Source organism: Oscillatoria sp. HE19RPO, from assembly GCF_024220515.1.
In the GTDB taxonomy this organism is placed as follows: Bacteria; Cyanobacteriota; Cyanobacteriia; order Cyanobacteriales; family Laspinemataceae; genus Laspinema.
The window spans coordinates 1-19,624 of the sequence record NZ_JAMXOT010000396.1 but is presented as its reverse complement, the minus strand read 5'-3'; the positions used below and the strand labels follow the sequence as shown (position 1 = coordinate 19,624).

The window sequence follows — 19,624 nt, the reverse complement described above, 5'->3', positions numbered from 1 at the left end:
TCCAAAAAATAAAATACCCAAAAACCCACACCCTCAAGGGTGGAGGCTCACAGGACGAAGCGGTGCCTGCGCGGGCTAAGAACGTCTTTTTAGTTCCTTAAGCATCGCATTTGGGTGATTTATTTGTTGCAATACCCTTATTCCTAAAATCCCCAGGGTGATAACGATTCTAAATCAGGCTGAACCTAAGGAGTGGGAGCATCTTGGTCCCTAATACTCATCGGATGCAAGATGCTTCCACTGGGGGAATGGATGAATTTATTTTAAAAAATAATTCATACTGTAGTTAGATTTGATTTGGACTGAACTCTGCCTATTTATAGATATTTGGGGGGCTGATAGGAGGATAGGATGGGGAGTGGAGTTATTCTGAAAGTGTCATGGAAAATATTAAAAAAATTCGCGATGATTTAGCCATTGCGATGAATCAATTAACCGGCGAACAAGTGCAGCAAGCATCTCAGGAAGGATTTAAGTCGATTTTGAACTTGCGATCGCCTCAAGAAGAAGGATTTTCCAGTGAGGAACAGCAGCAGGCAGAATCTGCCGGACTGCACTATGTGAATATTCCCGTTAAACCGGATGCGATGGATGATCAACTCGCCGATCGCGTCCTTCAGGAAATTGACCAACTGCCCAAACCCGCCCTGATTCACTGCAAAAGTGGGATGCGTTCTGGAGCCCTGACATTGATGTATATTGCCACCCAAGAAGGCATCAGCGCTGAACAAGCAATGACGATAGGGAAACAACATGATTTTGATTGTGATGCTCATCCCCAAATGAAGCAGTTTTTTGAGCATTATATCTCAACTCATGCTCAAGCCAGTTAAGGATGAATTGTGGAGATTAAACAACAATGGCATTAGTTTTAGAACAAATTAACGTAGAAGGATTAGCCCAGTTATCCTACATTGTCGGTGACGACAAGGCCGGACTGGCGGTGATTATTGACCCTCGGCGAGACATCGATATTTATTTACAGCGAGCCCGAGACTTGAGGGTAAAAATTATCGGCAGTATCGAAACCCATATTCATGCGGATTTTGTCTCCGGTTCTCATGAATTAAAAGCCCGGATGAATGTCCCCATTTATGGCGCAAAAACCGATAACTATCAGTTTGAATTAAATCAGCTACAGGAGGGGGATGAGGTCAAAGTTGGCACCGTAACCCTGCGGGCGGTTCATACTCCCGGACATACCCCTGAACATATTTCTATGCTGATTTATGATTCAAAACAGGGGAAAGAGCCATTTGGTTTATTCACCGGGGATACCCTGTTTAATCTGGATGTAGGACGTCCTGATTTGTTAGGCGGTGGCAGCGAGAAGCAGTTAGCCAAACAGTTGTATCACAGTCTGTTTGAGAAGATATTGCCTTTAGGCGATCGCCTGGAGGTTTACCCCTGTCATGGTGCGGGTTCTTCTTGTGGCAAGTCCATTGGCGATCGGCGACAAAGCACAATTGGTAACGAGCGCCTGTTTAACCCGGCATTAAAAGAGCGATCGCCTGAAGAGTTTGTGGAGTGGATTCTCAGTGAAATGCCCGAACCTCCCCGTCATTATGCCCGACTCAAAAAAGTCAATGGCAAAGGCGCACCGATTAAAGGCTGTCCTCCCACCCTGCAACCGCTGACCCCAACAGCATTTCAGGAGAAAATGCAGGAAGAAAATACCGTCATCATTGATGCGCGATCGATTCTCGCCTTTGGCGGTGGACATATTCCCGGTGCGATTAATATTGCCTTACGTCCGCAATTTCCCAACTGGGTGGGTTGGATGATTGACCCGGAAAAGTCCCTATTGGTGGTGGTGGAAAGCGAACGGGATGTCCAACTCGTTGCCGAACAACTCTTTCGGATTGGCTATGATAATTTAGCCGGTTATTTGCATGATGGCATGACCAGTTGGCAGAATGCAGGATTACCCCTGAAACACCTCGGAGAATGGACAGTTCAAGAGTTAAATCAGCACAAAGATGAACCGAATGTCACGATTCTCGATGTGCGAGGAGATGATGAATATCAACAAGGGTATATTCCCGGTGCAGAACATATTTTTGTCGCTCACCTGGAAGAAAACCTGGATCAGTTAGATAAAAATCAGGCGATCGCCACCTACTGTGGCAGTGGTTACCGCGCCTCGATTGCCGCGAGTTTATTACAAAAGCACGGGTTTGAAACTACCATCAATATACCCGGTTCCTGGAAAGCCTGGAAAGCGGCTAAATTGCCGATCCAACATCCTGAAAAATCCGAGTTAGTCTCCGTTTAAATCTCCGGATTCAGTAATTGTAGGGTGGGCAATGCCAACCCTACTTTCTTAGTTTGTAGTAACGACTTCAGTCGTTTCCAGGTTAATTTTCCCTTAGTTTGTAGTAACGACTTCAGTCGTTTCCAGGTTAATTTTCTCTTAGTTTGTAGTAACGACTTCAGTCGTTTCCAGGTTAATTTTCTCTTAGTTTGTAGTAACGACTTCAGTCGTTTCCAGGTTAATTTTCTCTTAGTTTGTAGTAACGACTTCAGTCGTTTCCATGTTAATTTTATGCAAGAATTAAAAAACAAACAAACGAAGTCGTTACTACGAACTTATGAAACGACTGAAGTCGTTACTACGAACATTAAGAAGGACTGAAGTCGTTACTACGAACATTAAGAACGACTGAAGTCGTTACTACGAACTTATGAAACGACTGAAGTCGTTACTACGAACATTAAGAACGACTGAAGTCGTTACTACGAACTTATGAAACGACTGAAGTCGTTACTACGAACATTAAGAACGACTGAAGTCGTTACTACGAACTTATGAAACGACTGAAGTCGTAATGATTTTAAACCCTTGTAGTCCGGTGGTCATTGCCAACCCGAACAGCCTAAATTTACCCTAACTCTAAAATCACGGGGGTGTGGTCACTGGGTTTGGGTAACTTCCTGGGTTCGGTGTCAATGGTACAGCCGATCGCCCGTTCTTTCAGCTTTGGTGTAACATAATGATGGTCAATCCGCCAGCCGCGATTTCGGGCGAAGGCACCGGCGCGATAATCCCACCAGCTAAACTGTCCCGGTTCTTGATTAAAGAGGCGGAAGGCATCGGTTAAACCGAGTTCTAAAATGTTGGTTAAGGCGGCCCGTTCTGCGGGGGAGGCCATGATATCATTGGGGGTGGTTTTTCGATGAATATCTATCGCTTCTAAGGCAATATTAAAATCACCACAAATACATAATTTGTCAGTTTTGTCAAGGATTATTTTTAGATAATCTTGGAGGGTTTTGAGCCAGGTTAGTTTATAGCTATATTTATCGCTGCCGACGGATGAACCATTGGGGACATAGAGATTGAGGATGCGAATATCTCCGTAAACTCCAGTAATGACGCGCTTTTGTTCGTCTAATTCGGCGACTTCTGGACCGAGGATGGGGGTGAAACCGATGCTGACATCAGTGAGGGGAATTTTACTGAATAAAGCAACCCCGTTGTAGGATTTTTGGCCGGAAATATAAAGGTGATAGCCTAATGCTTCTAAAGGCGATCGCGGAAAATCCGCATCGACTACCTTTGTTTCCTGCAAGCACAATACCTCAACGGGGTTGGTCTGTAACCAGTCGGTTACCTGTTCTAATCGAGTTCTAATCGAGTTGACGTTCCAAGTCGCAATCTTCATGAGTTAGGAATTAAGAATGAGGGTTTAATTATACCGCGTTTTGTTTCATTCCTGAACCCACAAAAGGACAAAGGACAAATGACAAAGGACAAATGACAACCGCGTTTTGTCTCATTCCTGAACCCAGCAAAGGACAAATGACAAATGACAAATGACAAATGACATAAGACAACCGCCTTTGTCTCATTCCTTAACCCCTAACTCCTGCTAATTTACATGATGCAGTTCAATCCGCCGGATTTTTGACTAAAGCGGATATTTTCGCTATAGTCAACGGGACAGTCAATCACCGCTGGCACATCCTGTTCCAGGGCTTCTTTCAGGGTGGGAATTAAATCCGCTGCGGATTCGATGCGATAGCCTTTTAATCCCATACTTTCTGCAAATTTCACAAAGTCGGGATTGGTGAATTTGATGAAGGCAGATTCCCCATAATGGTTCTGTTGTTTCCACTCGATTAGTCCATATCCGCCATCATTAAAGATAATGGTTACAAAGGCGGTGCCGACGCGCAGGGCGGTTTCTAATTCTTGGCAGTTCATCATGAATCCGCCATCGCCGGTGGCGGCAACCACTTTGCGATCGGGATAGACTAATTTAGCCGCTAATGCACCAGGAATAGCAATTCCCATTGCAGCAAATCCATTGGAAATCAAACAGGTATTGGGCCGATCGCAATGGTAGTGGCGGGCAATCCACATCTTATGTGCGCCCACATCAGAGATGACAATATCATCCGGTCCCATCACCTGACGCAAATCATAAATCAGTTTTTGTGGTTTGATAGGAAATCCATCATCCGTAGCATACTGCTCATAATCGGCACGAATATCACTGCGAAGTTCGCAGGCGTGAGGAGTGGGTTTACTCTGGCGATCGGCGCGATGCAAAATTTCCATCAACGAGTCAGAAATATCCCCCACCACTTCCACAATTGGGATATAACTGCTATCAATTTCCGCCGGAGTGGCATTAATATGAATGATGGGAATTTTCCCGTCGGGATTCCATTTTTTCGGGGAATATTCAATCAAATCATAGCCGACGGCAATCACCAAGTCCGTTTTTTCAAACGCACAGGTAATATAATCCCGCTGTTGCAATCCCGTTGTCCACAAGGCAAGGGGATGAGTATAGGGAATCACGCCTTTCCCCATAAAGGTATTGGTCACCGGAATATGCAAGCGAGTGGCAAATTCGGTTAACACAGACCCGGCATGAGCGCGAATTGCTCCATTTCCGACTAAAATTAGGGGATTATTCGCCCGGGAAATAGCTGCTGCTGCTTCATTTAATCCTTGATAAGAGGCATAGCTTTTTTCTTGCTTATCTTTTCTCAAGGGTTCACCGACAACCGGCATGGCGGCAATATTTTCCGGTAAATCGATATGAACCGCCCCAGGTTTTTCCGTTTGGGCGCGTTTAAAGGCTTTGCGCACAATTTCTGGAGTGATGCTAGGACGGACAATTTGGGCATTCCATTTGGTGACAGGTTCAAACATTGCCACCAGGTCTAAATATTGATGGGATTCAATATGCATCCGGTCCGTCCCCACTTGTCCGGTAATGGCGACGAGGGGAGCACCATCTAAGTTGGCATCGGCGACCCCTGTAATCAGGTTAGTGGCACCGGGACCCAAGGTGGAGAGGCAGACTCCAGCTTTTCCGGTCAACCGTCCGTAAACATCAGCCATGAATGCTGCGCCTTGTTCGTGACGGGTGGTAATAAATTGAATAGAAGAGTTACTCAGTGCTTTTAAAACGGCGAGGTTTTCTTCTCCAGGAAGTCCGAAAACGTATTGGACGCCTTCATTTTCCAGACAATGAACTAATAATTCGGCGGTGTTAAGTTCACCCATAATTTTGTGTTACCTCAGAGAAATGCTGGGTTGATGACGGTGGGAAAAGTGAGAACCTTTGGGAATTGTCGAGGGGTTCGGTAAGTTAGGAACCTCTGACAATCGGTCAGGGTAAGGTTGGGGTTTATTTAACCCAAACGGTTTTGATGTTCACGAATTCGTGAATACCTTGAATGCTTAATTCGCGTCCATATCCGGACCGTTTGATGCCACCAAAGGGCAGGCGCGGGTCGGATTTGACTAAGCCATTAATAAAGACGGCACCGGCTTCGAGTTCTTCGATAAAGCGATCGCACTCTTGGGGTTCGTTCGTCCAAGCCGAAGCACCCAAACCAAAGGGAATATCGTTCGCCCGGGCGATCGCTTCATCTATATTGGCAACTCGAAATAATAGGGCCACGGGTCCAAAAAATTCTTCCCGTTCTGCCGGTATTCCGAGGGGAATATCGGTGATTAGCGTCGGAGGATAGAAGTTTCCCGGACGATCAATTAAAGGAATGCCCCCGATCGCCGCTTTTGCTCCACTTTCCACACAAGCTAAAACTTGTTGGTGTAATTCCTCTAGGATTGATTGGGTGGCTAGAGGTCCAATATCCGTTGCCGGATCCATTGGATCTCCCACCCGCAAAGCCTTGAAATGCTCAATCAAGCGTTGCTCAAACTCGTCAGCGATCGCTTCTTCGACGATGAAGCGTTTGGCTGCGATACAAGACTGCCCATTATTAATCATCCGCGCTTTCGTCGCCGTTGCTGCGGCAACTTCCAGATCCGCGCTCTTCATTACAATAAACGGATCACTCCCTCCTAATTCTAGGACAGTTTTCTTGATATATTTCCCCGCTTTTTCCGCTAAACTGGAACCGGCAAACTCGGATCCGGTCAAAGCTGCCGCCTGGACGCGATCATCAGCAATCACGTTCCCTACTTTGTCAGCACCTATTAACAAAGTTTGGAACACACCCTCGGGAAATCCCGCTTCGGTAAAAATCTCTTCAATGGCAAGGGCGCATTGCGGCACATTGGAAGCGTGTTTAAGTAGACCCACATTCCCCGCCATCAGTGCCGGTGCTGCAAACCGAAACACTTGCCAAAAGGGAAAATTCCAGGGCATCACCGCTAAAACGGGGCCGAGGGGTTGGTAGCGCACAAAACTCTTACTGGCGTCGGTTTGTCCGGGAAGATCGGCCAGGAATTGGGCGGCATTCTCGGCATAATACCGACAACCCAAGGCACTTTTTTCTGCCTCGGCGATCGCCGAAGCGAGGGTTTTGCCCATTTCCAGGGTCATGATTTTCCCGTAGTGCTGTTTCTTTTTTTCCAAAATATCTGCGGCAGCATTCATCCAGACCGCCCTTTGGGTCATAGGAATCCGCCGATATTTTTCATAAGCCTGTTGCGCTTTTTCCAGTTTAGCCTGGACTTGCGCATCGGTTAGGGCGGTAAAAGTTTGTATCGTTTCTCCCGTCACCGGGTTGATACTGGCAATAGCCACGATCTCATCTCCAATTTACATAATGATTCTTGCCTCGACAACAATGCCTTGAGGCTAGATTGGTGGCACTGTTATTTTGTCAAATTTTCTGGGTCTGAAATGTTAAATTTCACGTCGATTTTTGTCTGCAATCTCAGGGGGAGCAAAAGTCGCAAATTTAGTATCCACCTGTTACAAAACCCTGACATTTGAAGGAAACAACCGGGGGAACCGGCGGGGGTTAAAACCCCCGCCTAATAGCTAAAGTCGGTTAAAACCGACTAAAAACACTACGGGATAAGACTTTCAGTCGGTTTTAACCGACATCTTGCACCCCTAGCAGCACTGGCGGGGAATAAATCGATTGGCGGCCTGTAGGGGCGCTTCTCGAAGTGCCCCTACATCGGTCAAACCGGGCTAAAAACACCCCAGGACAAGGCTTTCAGTCGGTTTTAACCGACTTTAGCTGTTAGGCCGCCAATCGTTTTAACCCCCGCCGGTTGTTGTTGCTTAAATCCCTTGCCTTTTGGCCTCCACCATCTGTCGAACCACCTCGGGCATTTTCGACCTCGCCTCCCATCCTAGCTTGACTTTTGCCTTGCCCGGATTGCCTCGCCCCACAGCAATATCCGTGGGTCGATATAAACTGGTGTCAATATTCACCCACTCTTGCCAATCCAGTCCCACACTGGAAAAGGCGATCGCCACAAAATCCTCCAACCGATGGGTTTCCCCGGTGGCAATCACATAATCATCCGGTTCTGAATGTTGCAACATCAAATACATCGCCTCTACATATTCCGGCGCGTAACCCCAGTCCCGCTGTACCGAAATATTCCCCAGGTTTAATTTGTCGCGACTCCCTCCGGCAATCCGACAAGCAGCAGCAATAATTTTTTGGGTGACAAACCGTTCGGGTCTCAGGGGAGATTCATGGTTATACAAAATTCCCGAACAGGCAAATAATCCATACGCTTCTCGGTAGTTCGCCACTTCCCAAAAGGCGGTAGATTTGGCAACAGCGTAGGGACTGCGGGGCCGAAATGGGGTGGTTTCATCCGCCGCGCGATCGCCCGTATCCCCAAAACATTCGCTGGACCCTGCATTATAAAATTTAATCGTTTTTCCCGTAAACCGAATCGCTTCGAGCAAGTTCAGCGTCCCGGTGGCAATACTTTCTAAAGTTTCCACAGGTTGCTCAAAGGATAGCCCTACAGAACTTTGTCCCGCTAGATTGTACACCTCATCGGGTTCAATTTTTGTCAAAATTTGTAACACACTGCGAAAGTCCGTTAGGGACATGGATTCTAACTTGACTTGTTCGCGAATGCCTAAACGGGTCAGATTGCGAAACGATGACATTTGCGCGTCGCGGGAGGTGCCACAAACCCTATAGCCCTTGGAGAGGAGTAATTGGGCTAGATAGGCTCCATCTTGACCAGAAATTCCACAAATTAGCGCTTTTTTCATAAATCAGTTCGCCGTCTATTGTTGAGTATTTTAATAGTTTTGACTCTTTCCAAGATAGCTTAAATCCGGGGTGGCACTCTTTCTGGCAGAACTTACGCAATCTTTAACATTCAAACCTATATGTAGAGGCGATTCGCAAATCGCCTCTACATATAGGGTGGATTCTCAACATCTGCGTAAGTCCTATCTGGGACGGATTACCCGTCACTCGGGGTTAAATTCCCAGTACCCTGGAGATTTAACCTTGATAAAGAATAATCACCGCGAGTTAGGAAGATGCCCTATTTAACGGATCCCACGGATATTAAAGATGCGATCGCCACCTGTACCCAAGTTGAACGCCTCTGGGTGGATACAGAAGTGGCGGATTATCGCACCAAAAATCCCCGACTTTCTCTGATTCAGATTTTGCCAGACTTCCCCGGGGATTTCCCCAACTCTCTGGAACTGTTAATGAACCGGGTTTATCTCTTAGATGTTCTGAATCACCCCCAATTAACTGCCGAGTTTATCAACAGGATCATGGCTGACCCGGCCATTGAAAAAGTGTTTCACAATGCCAGTTATGATTTGAGGTTTTTAGGAAAAACTCAGGCTAAAACTGTAACCTGTACGTTACTTTTGGCGAAAAGCTTGCCATTGTTTATGTTGGAAACTTCCAATTTTCAACTCAAAACTTTAGCTTGTGAATTGTGCGGTTTACCCCATCCGGATAGTTCAGACCAACAAAGTGACTGGGGAAGACGAGCGCTAAGTGAGACCCAAATTCGATATGCCACCCTCGACCCGATTTATTTAGCCTATGTGCATCGGCGTCTGATGGAGATTGAAGGCATGACTCAGCGCGATCCAGCAACGGATAACGTCAAAGTCCTGGCGGCAGAATATATGCGATTAAAGCAGGAAGCAGCGCTACTGGAGTCAGAATTGAGTTATGTGGAAAAACGCCTCAAATCGGCGATGCAAGCTCAACGGGTCAAGCAAATGGATCGGGTGAAATTCTCCAGTTATGAGCGATCGACCTATAAAACGCCCTTTTCAGAATTGGCGAAACTGGTGCAGGAGGAACAGCTTGATTTTGATTGTGTACTAACCCTAACGAAGGAGATGCGGGCTCAGTTAGCTGCCGTCAGCGATCGCCTCCCCATGTCTGTGGAAACCTCAGAAACCCTCCAGTTAAAAATAATTCCACCGGAGGATGACTAATTCTAGCCAACCTGAATCCTCCAAACTGTAGGGTTGATTCGCGAATCAACCCTACATTTAGCAATTGACGGCATCTCCGGTCCCCTCCCCTTGGCAAGGGGAGGGTTAGGGTGGGGTCCTCCTCTGCAAGCAACCCAGAGGGACCAACCACCAATGACCAATGACAAAAAGCATTGCCGACCTACATTTAGCAATTGACGGCATCTCCGGTCCCCTCCCCTTGGCAAGGGGAGGGTTAGGGTGGGGTCCTCCTCTGCAAGCAACCCCGAGGGACCAACCACCAATGACCAATGACCAATGACCAACGACCAATGACCAAGGACCAACAACAAAAACCATTGCAGAATTCTGAGAAATACTGTAAACTTTTGTAAATACCACCCAGGAGGAAGCCAAAGTGACGACACAACAGGGATTTGGGAAAGTGCAACCGCGCAAGAAAACCGGCAAAGGCACCGCCAAGCGGGAAGAGGCTGCACAGAAGTATGAGAAAATGAAAGAAGGGGAAATGCCCGAATTTCATATTTTTATGCGGATTCAAGGCAAAAAGAACTGGTTTCCCGTGGGTTCATTAATGGTGAATCGGACCAGTAAGATTAATCAAGCGATTTTTGATACCGAGGCAGAGTTACGAGAAGGTGGATTTCGCTTGTTTCCCATTCTGCGAAAAAATCAACAAAATTTGGAATATGGGTATCGCTTAAAAGGGAAAGAATATGCGGAAGACCCCATCGAGTTGGCGGTCCGTCCTCCCGAAAAACAGCCGAATTTCATCCAAAGTGCGATCGCCAAGTTGAAAGAGAGTTTTTCCAGCAACCGCAACTCAGAGGTCAGTTGAAAGGCGTTCAGGGAATTAAGGTTAGATGGGGTTTTCCGGGGGAATATCCCCATCCATACCGATTAGGATAAATCAATCCTGGAAGCAAATAGGCTTTGCAAGCGATGTAACTGGGAACCCATTTGATAGAGTAAATCTCCTTTACCCAAAAGATAAGCAGCGGAGGTTTCTTGTCCGCCTAAAATAATACTGGAGTCGGCTTCGCTGGCAGTTCGCAGGGCAATTCTTCCTGGCAAATTTGAGCGGATAATCGGTGTAACCACCTTAGCTTCTGGGCGTTGGGTGGCAATAATCAGATGAATTCCTGCTGCTCTTGCCATTGCCCCGAGTCGTTTAATGCTGAGTTCGAGGTCGGTGCGAATTTCTTTTTCTGCCATGAAATCGGCATATTCATCAAAAATGCAGACAATTCGCGGTAAGGGATTTGTGGCTTTGCGGTTATAGGAGGTAATATCATTACAGCCTGCGGATTCAAATTTGCGATAGCGAGTTTCCATGTCACAGACGAGTTCTGCCATCAGGGCGATCGCCTGTTCGCTTTCTTTGACAATCGGGGAGAGCAACCAGGGCATCTTTTCAAATTCAGGAAAGGTTACGCGCTTGGGGTCTACTAAGGCAATTTTCAGGTGACTGGGTTGATTGCGGTGGAGAAGACTCAACAGCAGCGATCGCAAAAATTCACTTTTTCCGCTTCCGGTTGTCCCGCCTACCAAAAAGTGGCAGGTATTGGGGTCCGATAAATCCGCTTCAATTAAGTTGCCATCTAAATCAATGCCAACGGCAATTTTGACGGGAGCATCCGCTGGATTTTGTTGGCGATGAATGTAATGGGAAAATTCCGCAGTTTCGCGATCGCCTCGGGGTAAATCCACACTCACATATCCCGCTTGGGGGGCAATTAAAGGAGCAACAGGAATCCCTAATTGCACCTGCAAATCCGCTGATAATTTTAAAATTGAGGCCACTTTTATCCCCGGCGCGGGTTTGAGTTTGACCCGGATAAAAGCCGGACCAATGGCTGCGCCTAAGTAATCCACATTAATTTTAAAAGATTTGAGCGTGTCCGTCAATTGCTGCCCGATCGCATCTGCATTTTGGGTGGGTTTGGGGACGGGAGTTTGGGGCGGAGTCAGGGGGGGTTTCACTGCGGGGGGAAAAGAGGTGAGGGGAGGCGAATCCACGGCAACCGGACTGGATTCAAAAAATGTTTGACATTTCTGCTGTTGCGGACATATTTCGCACAAGTGAGCTTGGGGAGTGGGCGGGGGTGGATTGGGATGGGAGGGTTCCCAGCGCAACCAATCCCGCATTTGTTGGAGTTTATGGGGAATCAGTTGATGCACTGTGGGTTCTAATTCTTCCCAAGTATAGCGATATTCTTTAAATTCCGGTAAAACACAGTAAACCGCTGAATCTACCGGGCAGTTTCTCTGTTGCTTAAGCATATAACTATACAAGGCAACCTGGGCGAGTTGAGCGCTCAGATCTGCCGTTTGATAGGTTTTATACTCCACGGCACAGAGGCGATCGCCTTGCCCATGCATAATCAGATTATCCACCTGTCCTTTCACCAATTGCCGAGTGCGATCGGGTAAATCGAATTGATAATTGAGGCTAAATTCCCGGGCAACAAAGGTTTTCGCCAGCACAGAATCCGCCGAGTAAAATTGACGATTCGTGACTAATAATTCCGCATATCGTTGGATTAGTCCTTTTAATCCCAACCAAATTTGGTTGAGGGCCGGTAGTTTATGCGGTTCCGCTTGCATCGTGGATTGGAGATAGGGATAAAACCGCAAATCATAAAAGCGGTTTTGCATCTGTTGGGCGAGGGTATTGGCATTCAGTTTAGGCGGGGAATCCGTGAGAAAATCGGTAAATTCTGGCGCTTCTAAGATTAAGTCAACAAATTGCTTGGCGAGTTCGTGGAACGGGTTACCAATGCCGAAAGCATTGTCTGTGGGAATAAACATCGTCATCTTCCCAAACTTCTGTCCGAGATAAAATAACCGGGGACATTCAAATGCCACGCGCACATTAGTCGCCGTCAAAGATTTGGGGTCAGAGGATTCTGATTTAGGCATAGTAATAATATCAGAGATTGGAGAGGGCTGGGGTTCAGTAAATTGTTTTAATTTTAGATAAACTTGGGCGAGATAAACCGTATCCATCTTGGCATATCTTAATTGCCGTTGACTGAGGGGGCGCTGTCCCCAGTCGCTGGATTGTTCTTCGGTATGGATATCAGAAAATTGGCAGAGTTCGGCGGCGAGGGTTTTGAGTTTTAAGTTGGAAACCCCGAGGCGATCGCGTTTCAATTGTCTGGCCCATTTTAAGGTACAGGTGACATTCTGGGACTGAGATTTTCCCAAAAATCTTAAATCATAACTAGCATTATGAAAGACTTTTTCAATGTCAGGATTGGCCATAATTTTGCCAATAAACTCCTGGACTAATTCCCGTTTCTCCAACACATCCAGAATATAGGCAAACTCTCCAGTGCAGTCCGTTTCCTGGGCCAGAACTTGAATCAGAGAAAGTCGGGGAACAGGAGTATGCCAATCGGCTACTTCCGTATCAATCCACAGAATCGGATGAGCAGTGAATTGGGCAATGGCAGATTGAATCTCAGCGGTTCGAGTCAAATAGAACATTAGCTAATAGGGTGAAGGTGGGTTGCGGGTTTCCCTCAAAGGGTGTTGAAAGCCACTACAAAGAGCAATTTTAGGCTATTTAATCGGCCATCTATTTGGACCTAGACTTGCGGAACCCGAGAGATCACTTGAGTCTTGGGATCGGTTTCTGAACCGAGCAAATCAATTTTTCTTTCCTGAATCAGTTCGTCAATCAATTGATTGAGTCTTTCTGGAGAAATCGTATCAAATTTAGCATGAGCATTGTCAATCGCCATATCTCGTCCGAAGAATTGTTGGGTAATGACCATATTTAAAATAAAGTCTTTGGCGGCTAAAATTTGGGGGTCAGCCTCTGGTTGACTTGGGTCAGAATCTGTTTTCGGGGGAGCAGGAACAATGCCTAAATCTTGCAATAAGATACATCCGTGCAAAATCTCCGTTTCTCGGATCAGTTCCTGCAACCGATCTCGGGTAATCACTTGATCCACAATCACCAATTCTCCCGCAAGTGCTTCTTTAACCAAGTTGTAATAAGTAGCGAGATAGTGCAGGGAGTCGAGATGGGGGGTGATATGACGATGGGGAGATCCCGTAAACAGTTCTTTAAACAGTTTATATCCCTTGAGTTTAGAATCTCCCACTTTTTCAGCGCGGATTAAATAAACCGGAGTGTTCGGATGGTGGCTTATGATGCGACGGCAGGCATCCATCACAAAGAAAAAGGTTTTCATGTTCGGGTCTTCACTCCAAACCACCCCAATCGATTCCGATTCACCACTGGGTTGATAGGAAAAGGAATAACTGGCTAATTTGTCGCTCAGTAAAAATTTCGGGGCAACAGGTAAGCGCAATGCCTCCATCGCCGCTTGTAACATTTGAATCCGCTCCGGTGCTGAAAAATAACTAATTTTAGCTACTTTTTTCTGAGTCTTTTTAAACTCTTCAACCCAGCGTAATTTCAAGCCGGAACCATAATCTGCCGGGGGTGCTGGTTGTCCAATTTTATACTCTTCAATCAGTTGCCGCCCCAGTTGCAACACTGAGCGAGGATCCGTCTTACCACTGGGAAATTTTTCTTCTAAGTCTTTGCGAGTTAAGGGATAAATTGGCGAAAGGGGTTGAATGCTAACTTGTTGATGCAGGGGATAAAGACGATTTGCCCAGATGGCTTCGGCTTCGTCCAAGCCAATTCGTTTGAGGAGAATCAATTTATGAATTCCCACTTTATCCGATTTTTGAATTCGTTGTAATGCCGTTTTACAACTGTCCTTTACCATATTTATAATGATTAAAAAATTGGTGATTCCCTCCAGATGGAGTCGAGTATTCAGACTCAACAAGGGTTGCAAATTTAAAGACCCTCCCGACCCCATGCCCACCAACTCCACATTGTCTAAACATAAAACAATCGGTTGAGTTTCTGTTGAAATTTTACCCAAATTCGACAATATTTTCCAAGCGGTTTCTTCATTTTCGATGGAATGTTTTAATTTCAGGTCTTGGAGAGAATCTTCACTTAAATCATCCCCGCGCAACCACTCGCAGGCGATGGGATAGAGTTCCGGGTTGGTGAGGTCATACAAAATCCCAAAAAAACTATCGGCTTGGGCAATGCTGAGGGATTGATAGGTTTTTTTGAGGTGGGTGATAAATTTTTTACGATTACTTTGGAGTAAGGTCCAGACTTGATCATCAAAAATTCGCTGTTTTAGGGAACGATTGGTGAAGGCAGACAGACTTTTGAGCCAAAGCATGAGTTGGGAATCGGTTTCCCCTTCTGGAACCTGCATGAGACTATCAACGGTGTAGCGCAGGAGATGACGTCTCATCCATTCATGGTCATCCCAAGGGGGAATGTAGGCAAAAAAGGCTTTAGGTTTCAAAGTCTTTTTGAGGCGACCTAAGAGATAACTTTTGCCCGAACCCGAATCCCCCAGCAGCATAATTGTCCGGCTATGATGGTCCTGGGCCATTTGGTCCACCCAGGTTTCAATCTCAACCATTGCCTCTTTGTGAATCGAATCGACGGTGAGTGATGCTTCTTGGTTCTCTCTCCAAAAGTTCCCGGTTTTAAATGAAATCGGGTCGAAAGGATTAACCGATCTTTGAATAATTGTCTCTATAGATACCATGCCTGAAATCACCTAATACGAAGGGGTACAAATGCCAACAAGTAAGGCAGTCAAAGACTATAAATATGTGATGAAAAATAGCGGACATCCGATATCTTGGTGAATGCCTGCGTTGATTTGTTCGGGACTGTAGGGGTTTGTATCCACTAAAGAACTCAACTCAATTTTATCCTCGCCTTCCAATCGATAGAGGGCTTCATCCAATTCCCGGCGGGATAGAGGGGGTTGAAGTTTCTGGCGCAGGTGAAAAATGGGTAAATAATTGTCCGTTGCTAAGTCTTGGTCTACAGCCCGAATCAGTTGCAAAATATCCTCATCACTGGGCTTTTTAATCGGAACTGGGGCGGCAGTTTCTGGTGCAGGAGAAGTCTGGGGTAAAGCGGCTTTTTCTGGTAGGTGAACTTTGCGGAGGAACCGGAGATATTCTGTTAGCATTTTGAGGGTAATCGTACCGGACGAACTGTTAGACTCGAACTCATCTCGTAAAAATTCTTTTCCCCGTTCCGTTAGCCAAACTTCTTTAAATTTTTTATCAATGATTTTAATAAATCCCCGGGTGGCTAAACTTTGAATTACGGCTTGTCGCTGCTCCGGTGCTACCTTAGTTTGTCCTGGGGAAATGCTGCCTTTTGCCGTGGCTTTTAGGACTTTTAATTCCTGTTCAGAGATCGGCAAGGTGGCAGGGTCGGCTTGAAGTAGGGATTTTCCCGGAGGGGCGATCGCCAATTTTTGGATTTCTTCCGTACAATCAACTAGCCCCCGTTCAATCAGTTGACGACCGATGCGATCGCGTTCTGATGCTTTCGTTTTCGGGTTAGGTTTAGCGTTGGCGATCGAGGTCCGATAATCCGGATATCCCAATAACTTCAACAGAAATTTGAGTTCCTTTACATCCATAAGTTCACCCGTCCCTTGCCCAGAATAACAACTACCTAAATTTATGATGGCGCGATTTGATCCCGGATGCTTGTTTTTTTACAAAACTTTAGAAATTGGCAAGGGTCCTGTCCCGAGTCTTGTTTTAAAATCCGCTAACGGGTGGAGTTTTCAAACAGAACAAAGTCTATCCCTGGGGTTTGTTAATAAATATTAAGCGATCGTTCGGACTTCACCGGGAATCAGGTAAAATATAAAACGATTCCGTAAGGCACCGGATAATCCGGGTAAAACGTTGAGTTTCCATCCAGACCTTTGCCGAAACGAGAGCGAAGTCGAAAGTAAACTAATCGTCAGTTACTTGTTGCCAGCATTAGGGTACACCCCGGACAGTTGGCATCAAGAAGTTGCCTTTAGTAGCATCCGTTTAGATTTTTTAGCCTTCGCCATCCAAGCCGTTCCCTTCGTCCTCGACGCGAATTCCCCCCTGAGTGTCGTCATGGAGGCCAAAAGTCCCAAACAAAACCTAGACCGACACCTGAGAAAGTTTAAGCGATATTTAACGAAATTACAGGTTAAATATGGAGTCCTCACGAATGGCAAGGAGATGCGGATTTATGAACGAGTGGGGGAGGACATCCAGCTAGTCTTTCAATGTTTGGGACAAGAAGTTGAGGCAAAAATTGAAGAAATAAATGCCTTAATTGGGAGAGAAAGCAGTAACCCTAAACAAACCCTGGATTCACCGGATACCGACTCTAATCCCCCTCAAATTAGGGACGAGTCAATTCCGGAACCAGCATCGGAAACAATCCCTTTTTCCATCTCATTTCCAGAGGAACTATTTCCGCCCACTCCCAGCGACCCCCAACCCATTGTTGAGCAAACTTCTAATACCAAGAGGAAATCTACATTGAAAGTAATTTCAGTTTATCATAACAAAGGCGGTGTGGGTAAGACCACTACAGTTACCAATCTAGCAGCCGCTTTACGAAAAAAAGGAAAGCGAATATTGGTTATTGATTTAGATAGTCAAGCTAATACGACCTTCGCCCTAGGATTAGTCAAGTTTGACGATGAAGAATCAGACGATATCAAAGATTGTAACATTCTGCAAGTGTTGCAATCCGAGGAATATTACTCCATTTCAGAAGTGGCGAGAAGTTCTGCTTATAATAGCCCGGAAGTGGATGTGGTTCCTGCTCATATTGACTTAATGCAATATGAAAGTGAACTCAATCAACTGGATTATAGCAGATTAATTTTAGTAGATAAACTTAATGCAGTGAAAAATCAATATGATATAGTTTTAATTGATACCCCTCCGGCTTTAAACTTGTATGCTAGAATTGCTTTAATTGCTTCTGATTATGTGTTGATTCCTTCGGATTTAAAACCTTTTGCCAATCAAGGATTAAATAACGTAAAAGATTTTATTAAAAAAGTTGATGGATTTCGGCGACAAATCAACAAAAATCCTTTGGAAATCCTCGGGGTTTTGCCTTGTAAAATCTCAACCAATGCTCGATTTGTCCAATCCACTTTTGAAAAACGAAAACAGGTTATTCCCAGTCGCTATGGGTTTCATGTGATGGAAAGTGTTATTTACGACAGGGACGACCTGGCTAAATGTGCTGAAAAAATGCAAACGGTTGGAAATATTCAAATAGCAGATCCGATGTCGGTCCTAGATTTTAAACCGGATTCAATGGCTGCACAAGAATTTGAAGACCTGGCTTTAGAAGTTTTAAATCGGATTGGAATGAACTGATGAAAAAGTTATTACCTTCCCTAGTAGCCGTTAAAAAAATTACCTCTTCAGTTCCTCGGGAAACTTTCTCAGAGTTGGAGTTAGAACAGGTAGCGAAACTGAGTTTAGAGGCAAGTGGTTTAATTAATCCGATGGTGCTTCGTAGAACCAGTATGCAATCCTACGAAGTAGTTGATGGACATTTTGAATATTACGCAGCAGTCAAAGCGAAAGAACTAGAACCGATGAAAGGAGAAATGATTCCCGCATTTCTTCTGGAACCGGAGAATGAGGAAGTTTTACTCGAACAAGTGAAAGTATTGAGACAGGTAGGAAACCAGGCGGCGATTCCGGTTAATCCTCCCGTTGAACCTGCGGTGAATCCGATACCAGTATTGCCAGAACCGGAACGCGATCGCCAACCTATCGATACTACCTTAGAACTCACCCCCTTGACGGAGGAAATTAAAAAACTTAAAAGTGTCGTCAATAATTTAGAAAGAACGTTTCAATTTCAAATAGAAAGTTTAAATCACAAGTTGGAAGAATTCCAACGAAAAGAACCGCTGGATGAAATTGAGTTGTTATTAAAGCAGCAATTCCAAGCATTTCGGCAAGATTTAGAAATTAAAAACCCACCAAAAATGGCTCGGACATCAGGAAATGCAGCCAAGAATTATAAAAGAATGACCAAACCCGTTTTAATCTCAATTGCTAAAAAGATGGGGTTGGTAGTTTCTACGAAAATGCTAAAAGATGAAATTATTGGGGTCATTGAACAGGCAGAAGCTCAATCCAGTAACGAATAGTAAAATCTAACCGTAAAAACACCCTTCAAAATTAGCCCGCCTGCGCGGGCTTTTTTCTTGTAAATACCCCGTAAAGCATTCGGTCAAAAACTAGAATTTTGCCTTCTTACCCAAGGCTTCTAACACACAAACTAACTGGGCGGATTCGGGGACTGTTTAATCTAAAATAAATAGCTTGTTTTCGGTGCAAAGCTGAAAGATTAACTCTTTCACTTGATACTCTTGGACCTCGGTAAATTGGTCTAAGGTATTCTGAATTAACACAGTTCGGCCCATGATTTGCTGAGTGCGGACTAAGGCGAGTAAATACTCTTTGGCTTTCTTCAAGGCTTTGCTGCGATCGCCTGCGGGTCCGAGTTGTTTGGGTTGATTATCGCTAACTCCGATAATCTGGGTATATCCAGCAAACACGCCCAAGGTTTGTAATACCGGGCATTCTTCTAAAATTTGGGCATGGCGAATCATTTCTTGTAATTCTTTTAAATTCGGGGTGAGACTTCCCACCACTAATTCACCGGCACAAGCAGCGTTGACTAAGCTATGATAGGTCACTAAATAATGCACCGATACCATATCCGGTAAAATGTGGCGATGGGGATGTCCGGTGAAAATTTGGGAGTAGAGTTTATTCCCCAGGTTTTTGCGCGTTCCTAAGCGTTCACCGCGAATTAAATAGAGGGTTTTGCAGCGTTGCATGGTCAGGGCTTTTTCGCAGGCTTTCATGATATGATAAAAGCTGACTAAATTGGGGTCTTCTGTCCAGACAATCCCAATTCTTCCCAGTTGTGCAGGCAGGTGATAGCTGAGGGAATAACTGGCGTAGGTGGGACTGGGTAAGAGTTTTTGTTGAATCCCACTCACATTTAATGCTTCCAGGGCTTCTCGGACCATTTGCATCAATTCTGGGGCAGA

The 19,624-nt window shown here is 45.4% G+C and carries 14 protein-coding genes and 1 pseudogene; 7 read left to right on the top strand and 8 right to left on the bottom strand.

Annotated features, from left to right (window positions below; translation table 11 throughout):
• Nucleotides 1-380: 380 nt before the first annotated feature.
• Genes NG833_RS27680 through NG833_RS27670 form a run of 3 tightly spaced genes read left to right on the top strand, consistent with a single transcriptional unit; the run spans nt 381 to nt 2,635 of the window.
• Complete coding sequence (locus NG833_RS27680; RefSeq protein ID WP_254568490.1) at nt 381-833, top strand: beta-lactamase hydrolase domain-containing protein; 453 nt, start codon at nt 381-383, stop codon at nt 831-833.
• Nucleotides 834-859: 26 nt separating this feature from the next.
• The gene (locus tag NG833_RS27675) at nt 860-2,275 is read left to right on the top strand and encodes a rhodanese-like domain-containing protein (RefSeq protein ID WP_254568489.1); all 1,416 of its coding nucleotides are present in this window, start codon (nt 860-862) and stop codon (nt 2,273-2,275) included.
• A 24-nt stretch (nt 2,276-2,299) separates the two neighbouring features.
• Nucleotides 2,300-2,635 carry a hypothetical protein gene (locus NG833_RS27670; RefSeq protein ID WP_254568488.1) on the top strand — a complete coding sequence of 112 codons (336 nt, stop codon included), beginning with the start codon at nt 2,300-2,302 and terminating at the stop codon, nt 2,633-2,635.
• Nucleotides 2,636-2,882: 247 nt separating this feature from the next.
• On the opposite strand, the gene xth is transcribed toward NG833_RS27670, so the two are convergent.
• The 4 genes from xth to NG833_RS27650 form a co-directional block, all read right to left on the bottom strand.
• Entirely contained in the window at nt 2,883-3,665 is a 783-nt protein-coding gene (gene xth, locus NG833_RS27665) for an exodeoxyribonuclease III (protein ID WP_254568487.1), read from the bottom strand.
• Between the two features lie 212 nt (nt 3,666-3,877).
• Nucleotides 3,878-5,524 carry an acetolactate synthase large subunit gene (locus NG833_RS27660; protein ID WP_254568486.1) on the bottom strand — a complete coding sequence of 549 codons (1,647 nt, stop codon included), beginning with the start codon at nt 5,522-5,524 and terminating at the stop codon, nt 3,878-3,880.
• A gap of 124 nt (nt 5,525-5,648) precedes the next feature.
• Nucleotides 5,649-7,016, bottom strand: a complete 1,368-nt coding sequence (locus NG833_RS27655; RefSeq protein WP_254568485.1) for an aldehyde dehydrogenase family protein — start codon at nt 7,014-7,016, stop codon at nt 5,649-5,651.
• 489 nt (nt 7,017-7,505) lie between these two features.
• Complete coding sequence (locus NG833_RS27650) at nt 7,506-8,465, bottom strand: GDP-mannose 4,6-dehydratase (RefSeq protein ID WP_254568484.1); 960 nt, start codon at nt 8,463-8,465, stop codon at nt 7,506-7,508.
• Between the two features lie 276 nt (nt 8,466-8,741).
• On the opposite strand from NG833_RS27650, the gene NG833_RS27645 reads away from it, so the two are divergent.
• Nucleotides 8,742-9,671 (top strand): ribonuclease D, encoded by a 930-nt coding sequence (locus tag NG833_RS27645; RefSeq protein WP_254568483.1) that lies wholly within the window; start codon nt 8,742-8,744, stop codon nt 9,669-9,671.
• A 397-nt stretch (nt 9,672-10,068) separates the two neighbouring features.
• Nucleotides 10,069-10,509, top strand: coding sequence for an HHL1-like protein (locus NG833_RS27640; protein ID WP_254568482.1), 441 nt, complete (start codon nt 10,069-10,071; stop codon nt 10,507-10,509).
• A gap of 62 nt (nt 10,510-10,571) precedes the next feature.
• On the opposite strand, the gene NG833_RS27635 is transcribed toward NG833_RS27640, so the two are convergent.
• The 3 genes from NG833_RS27635 to NG833_RS27625 form a co-directional block, all read right to left on the bottom strand.
• Complete coding sequence (locus NG833_RS27635; RefSeq protein ID WP_254568481.1) at nt 10,572-13,163, bottom strand: DNA translocase FtsK; 2,592 nt, start codon at nt 13,161-13,163, stop codon at nt 10,572-10,574.
• 101 nt (nt 13,164-13,264) lie between these two features.
• Nucleotides 13,265-15,277: an ATP-binding protein gene (locus tag NG833_RS27630; protein WP_254568480.1), complete on the bottom strand. Its 2,013-nt coding sequence runs from the start codon at nt 15,275-15,277 to the stop codon at nt 13,265-13,267.
• A 57-nt stretch (nt 15,278-15,334) separates the two neighbouring features.
• Entirely contained in the window at nt 15,335-16,174 is an 840-nt protein-coding gene (locus NG833_RS27625; protein WP_254568479.1) for a hypothetical protein, read from the bottom strand.
• Nucleotides 16,175-16,448: 274 nt separating this feature from the next.
• On the opposite strand from NG833_RS27625, the gene NG833_RS27620 reads away from it, so the two are divergent.
• A complete protein-coding gene (locus NG833_RS27620; protein WP_254568478.1) occupies nt 16,449-17,924 on the top strand; it encodes an AAA family ATPase in 1,476 nt (491 codons plus the stop codon).
• A complete protein-coding gene (locus NG833_RS27615) occupies nt 17,924-18,712 on the top strand; it encodes a hypothetical protein (RefSeq protein ID WP_254568477.1) in 789 nt (262 codons plus the stop codon). The genes NG833_RS27620 and NG833_RS27615 overlap by 1 nt, the downstream gene beginning before the upstream one ends.
• Before the next feature lie 156 nt (nt 18,713-18,868).
• On the opposite strand, the pseudogene NG833_RS27610 reads toward NG833_RS27615, so the two are convergent.
• Nucleotides 18,869-19,624, bottom strand: a pseudogene (locus NG833_RS27610) (ATP-binding protein); the annotation flags it as partial.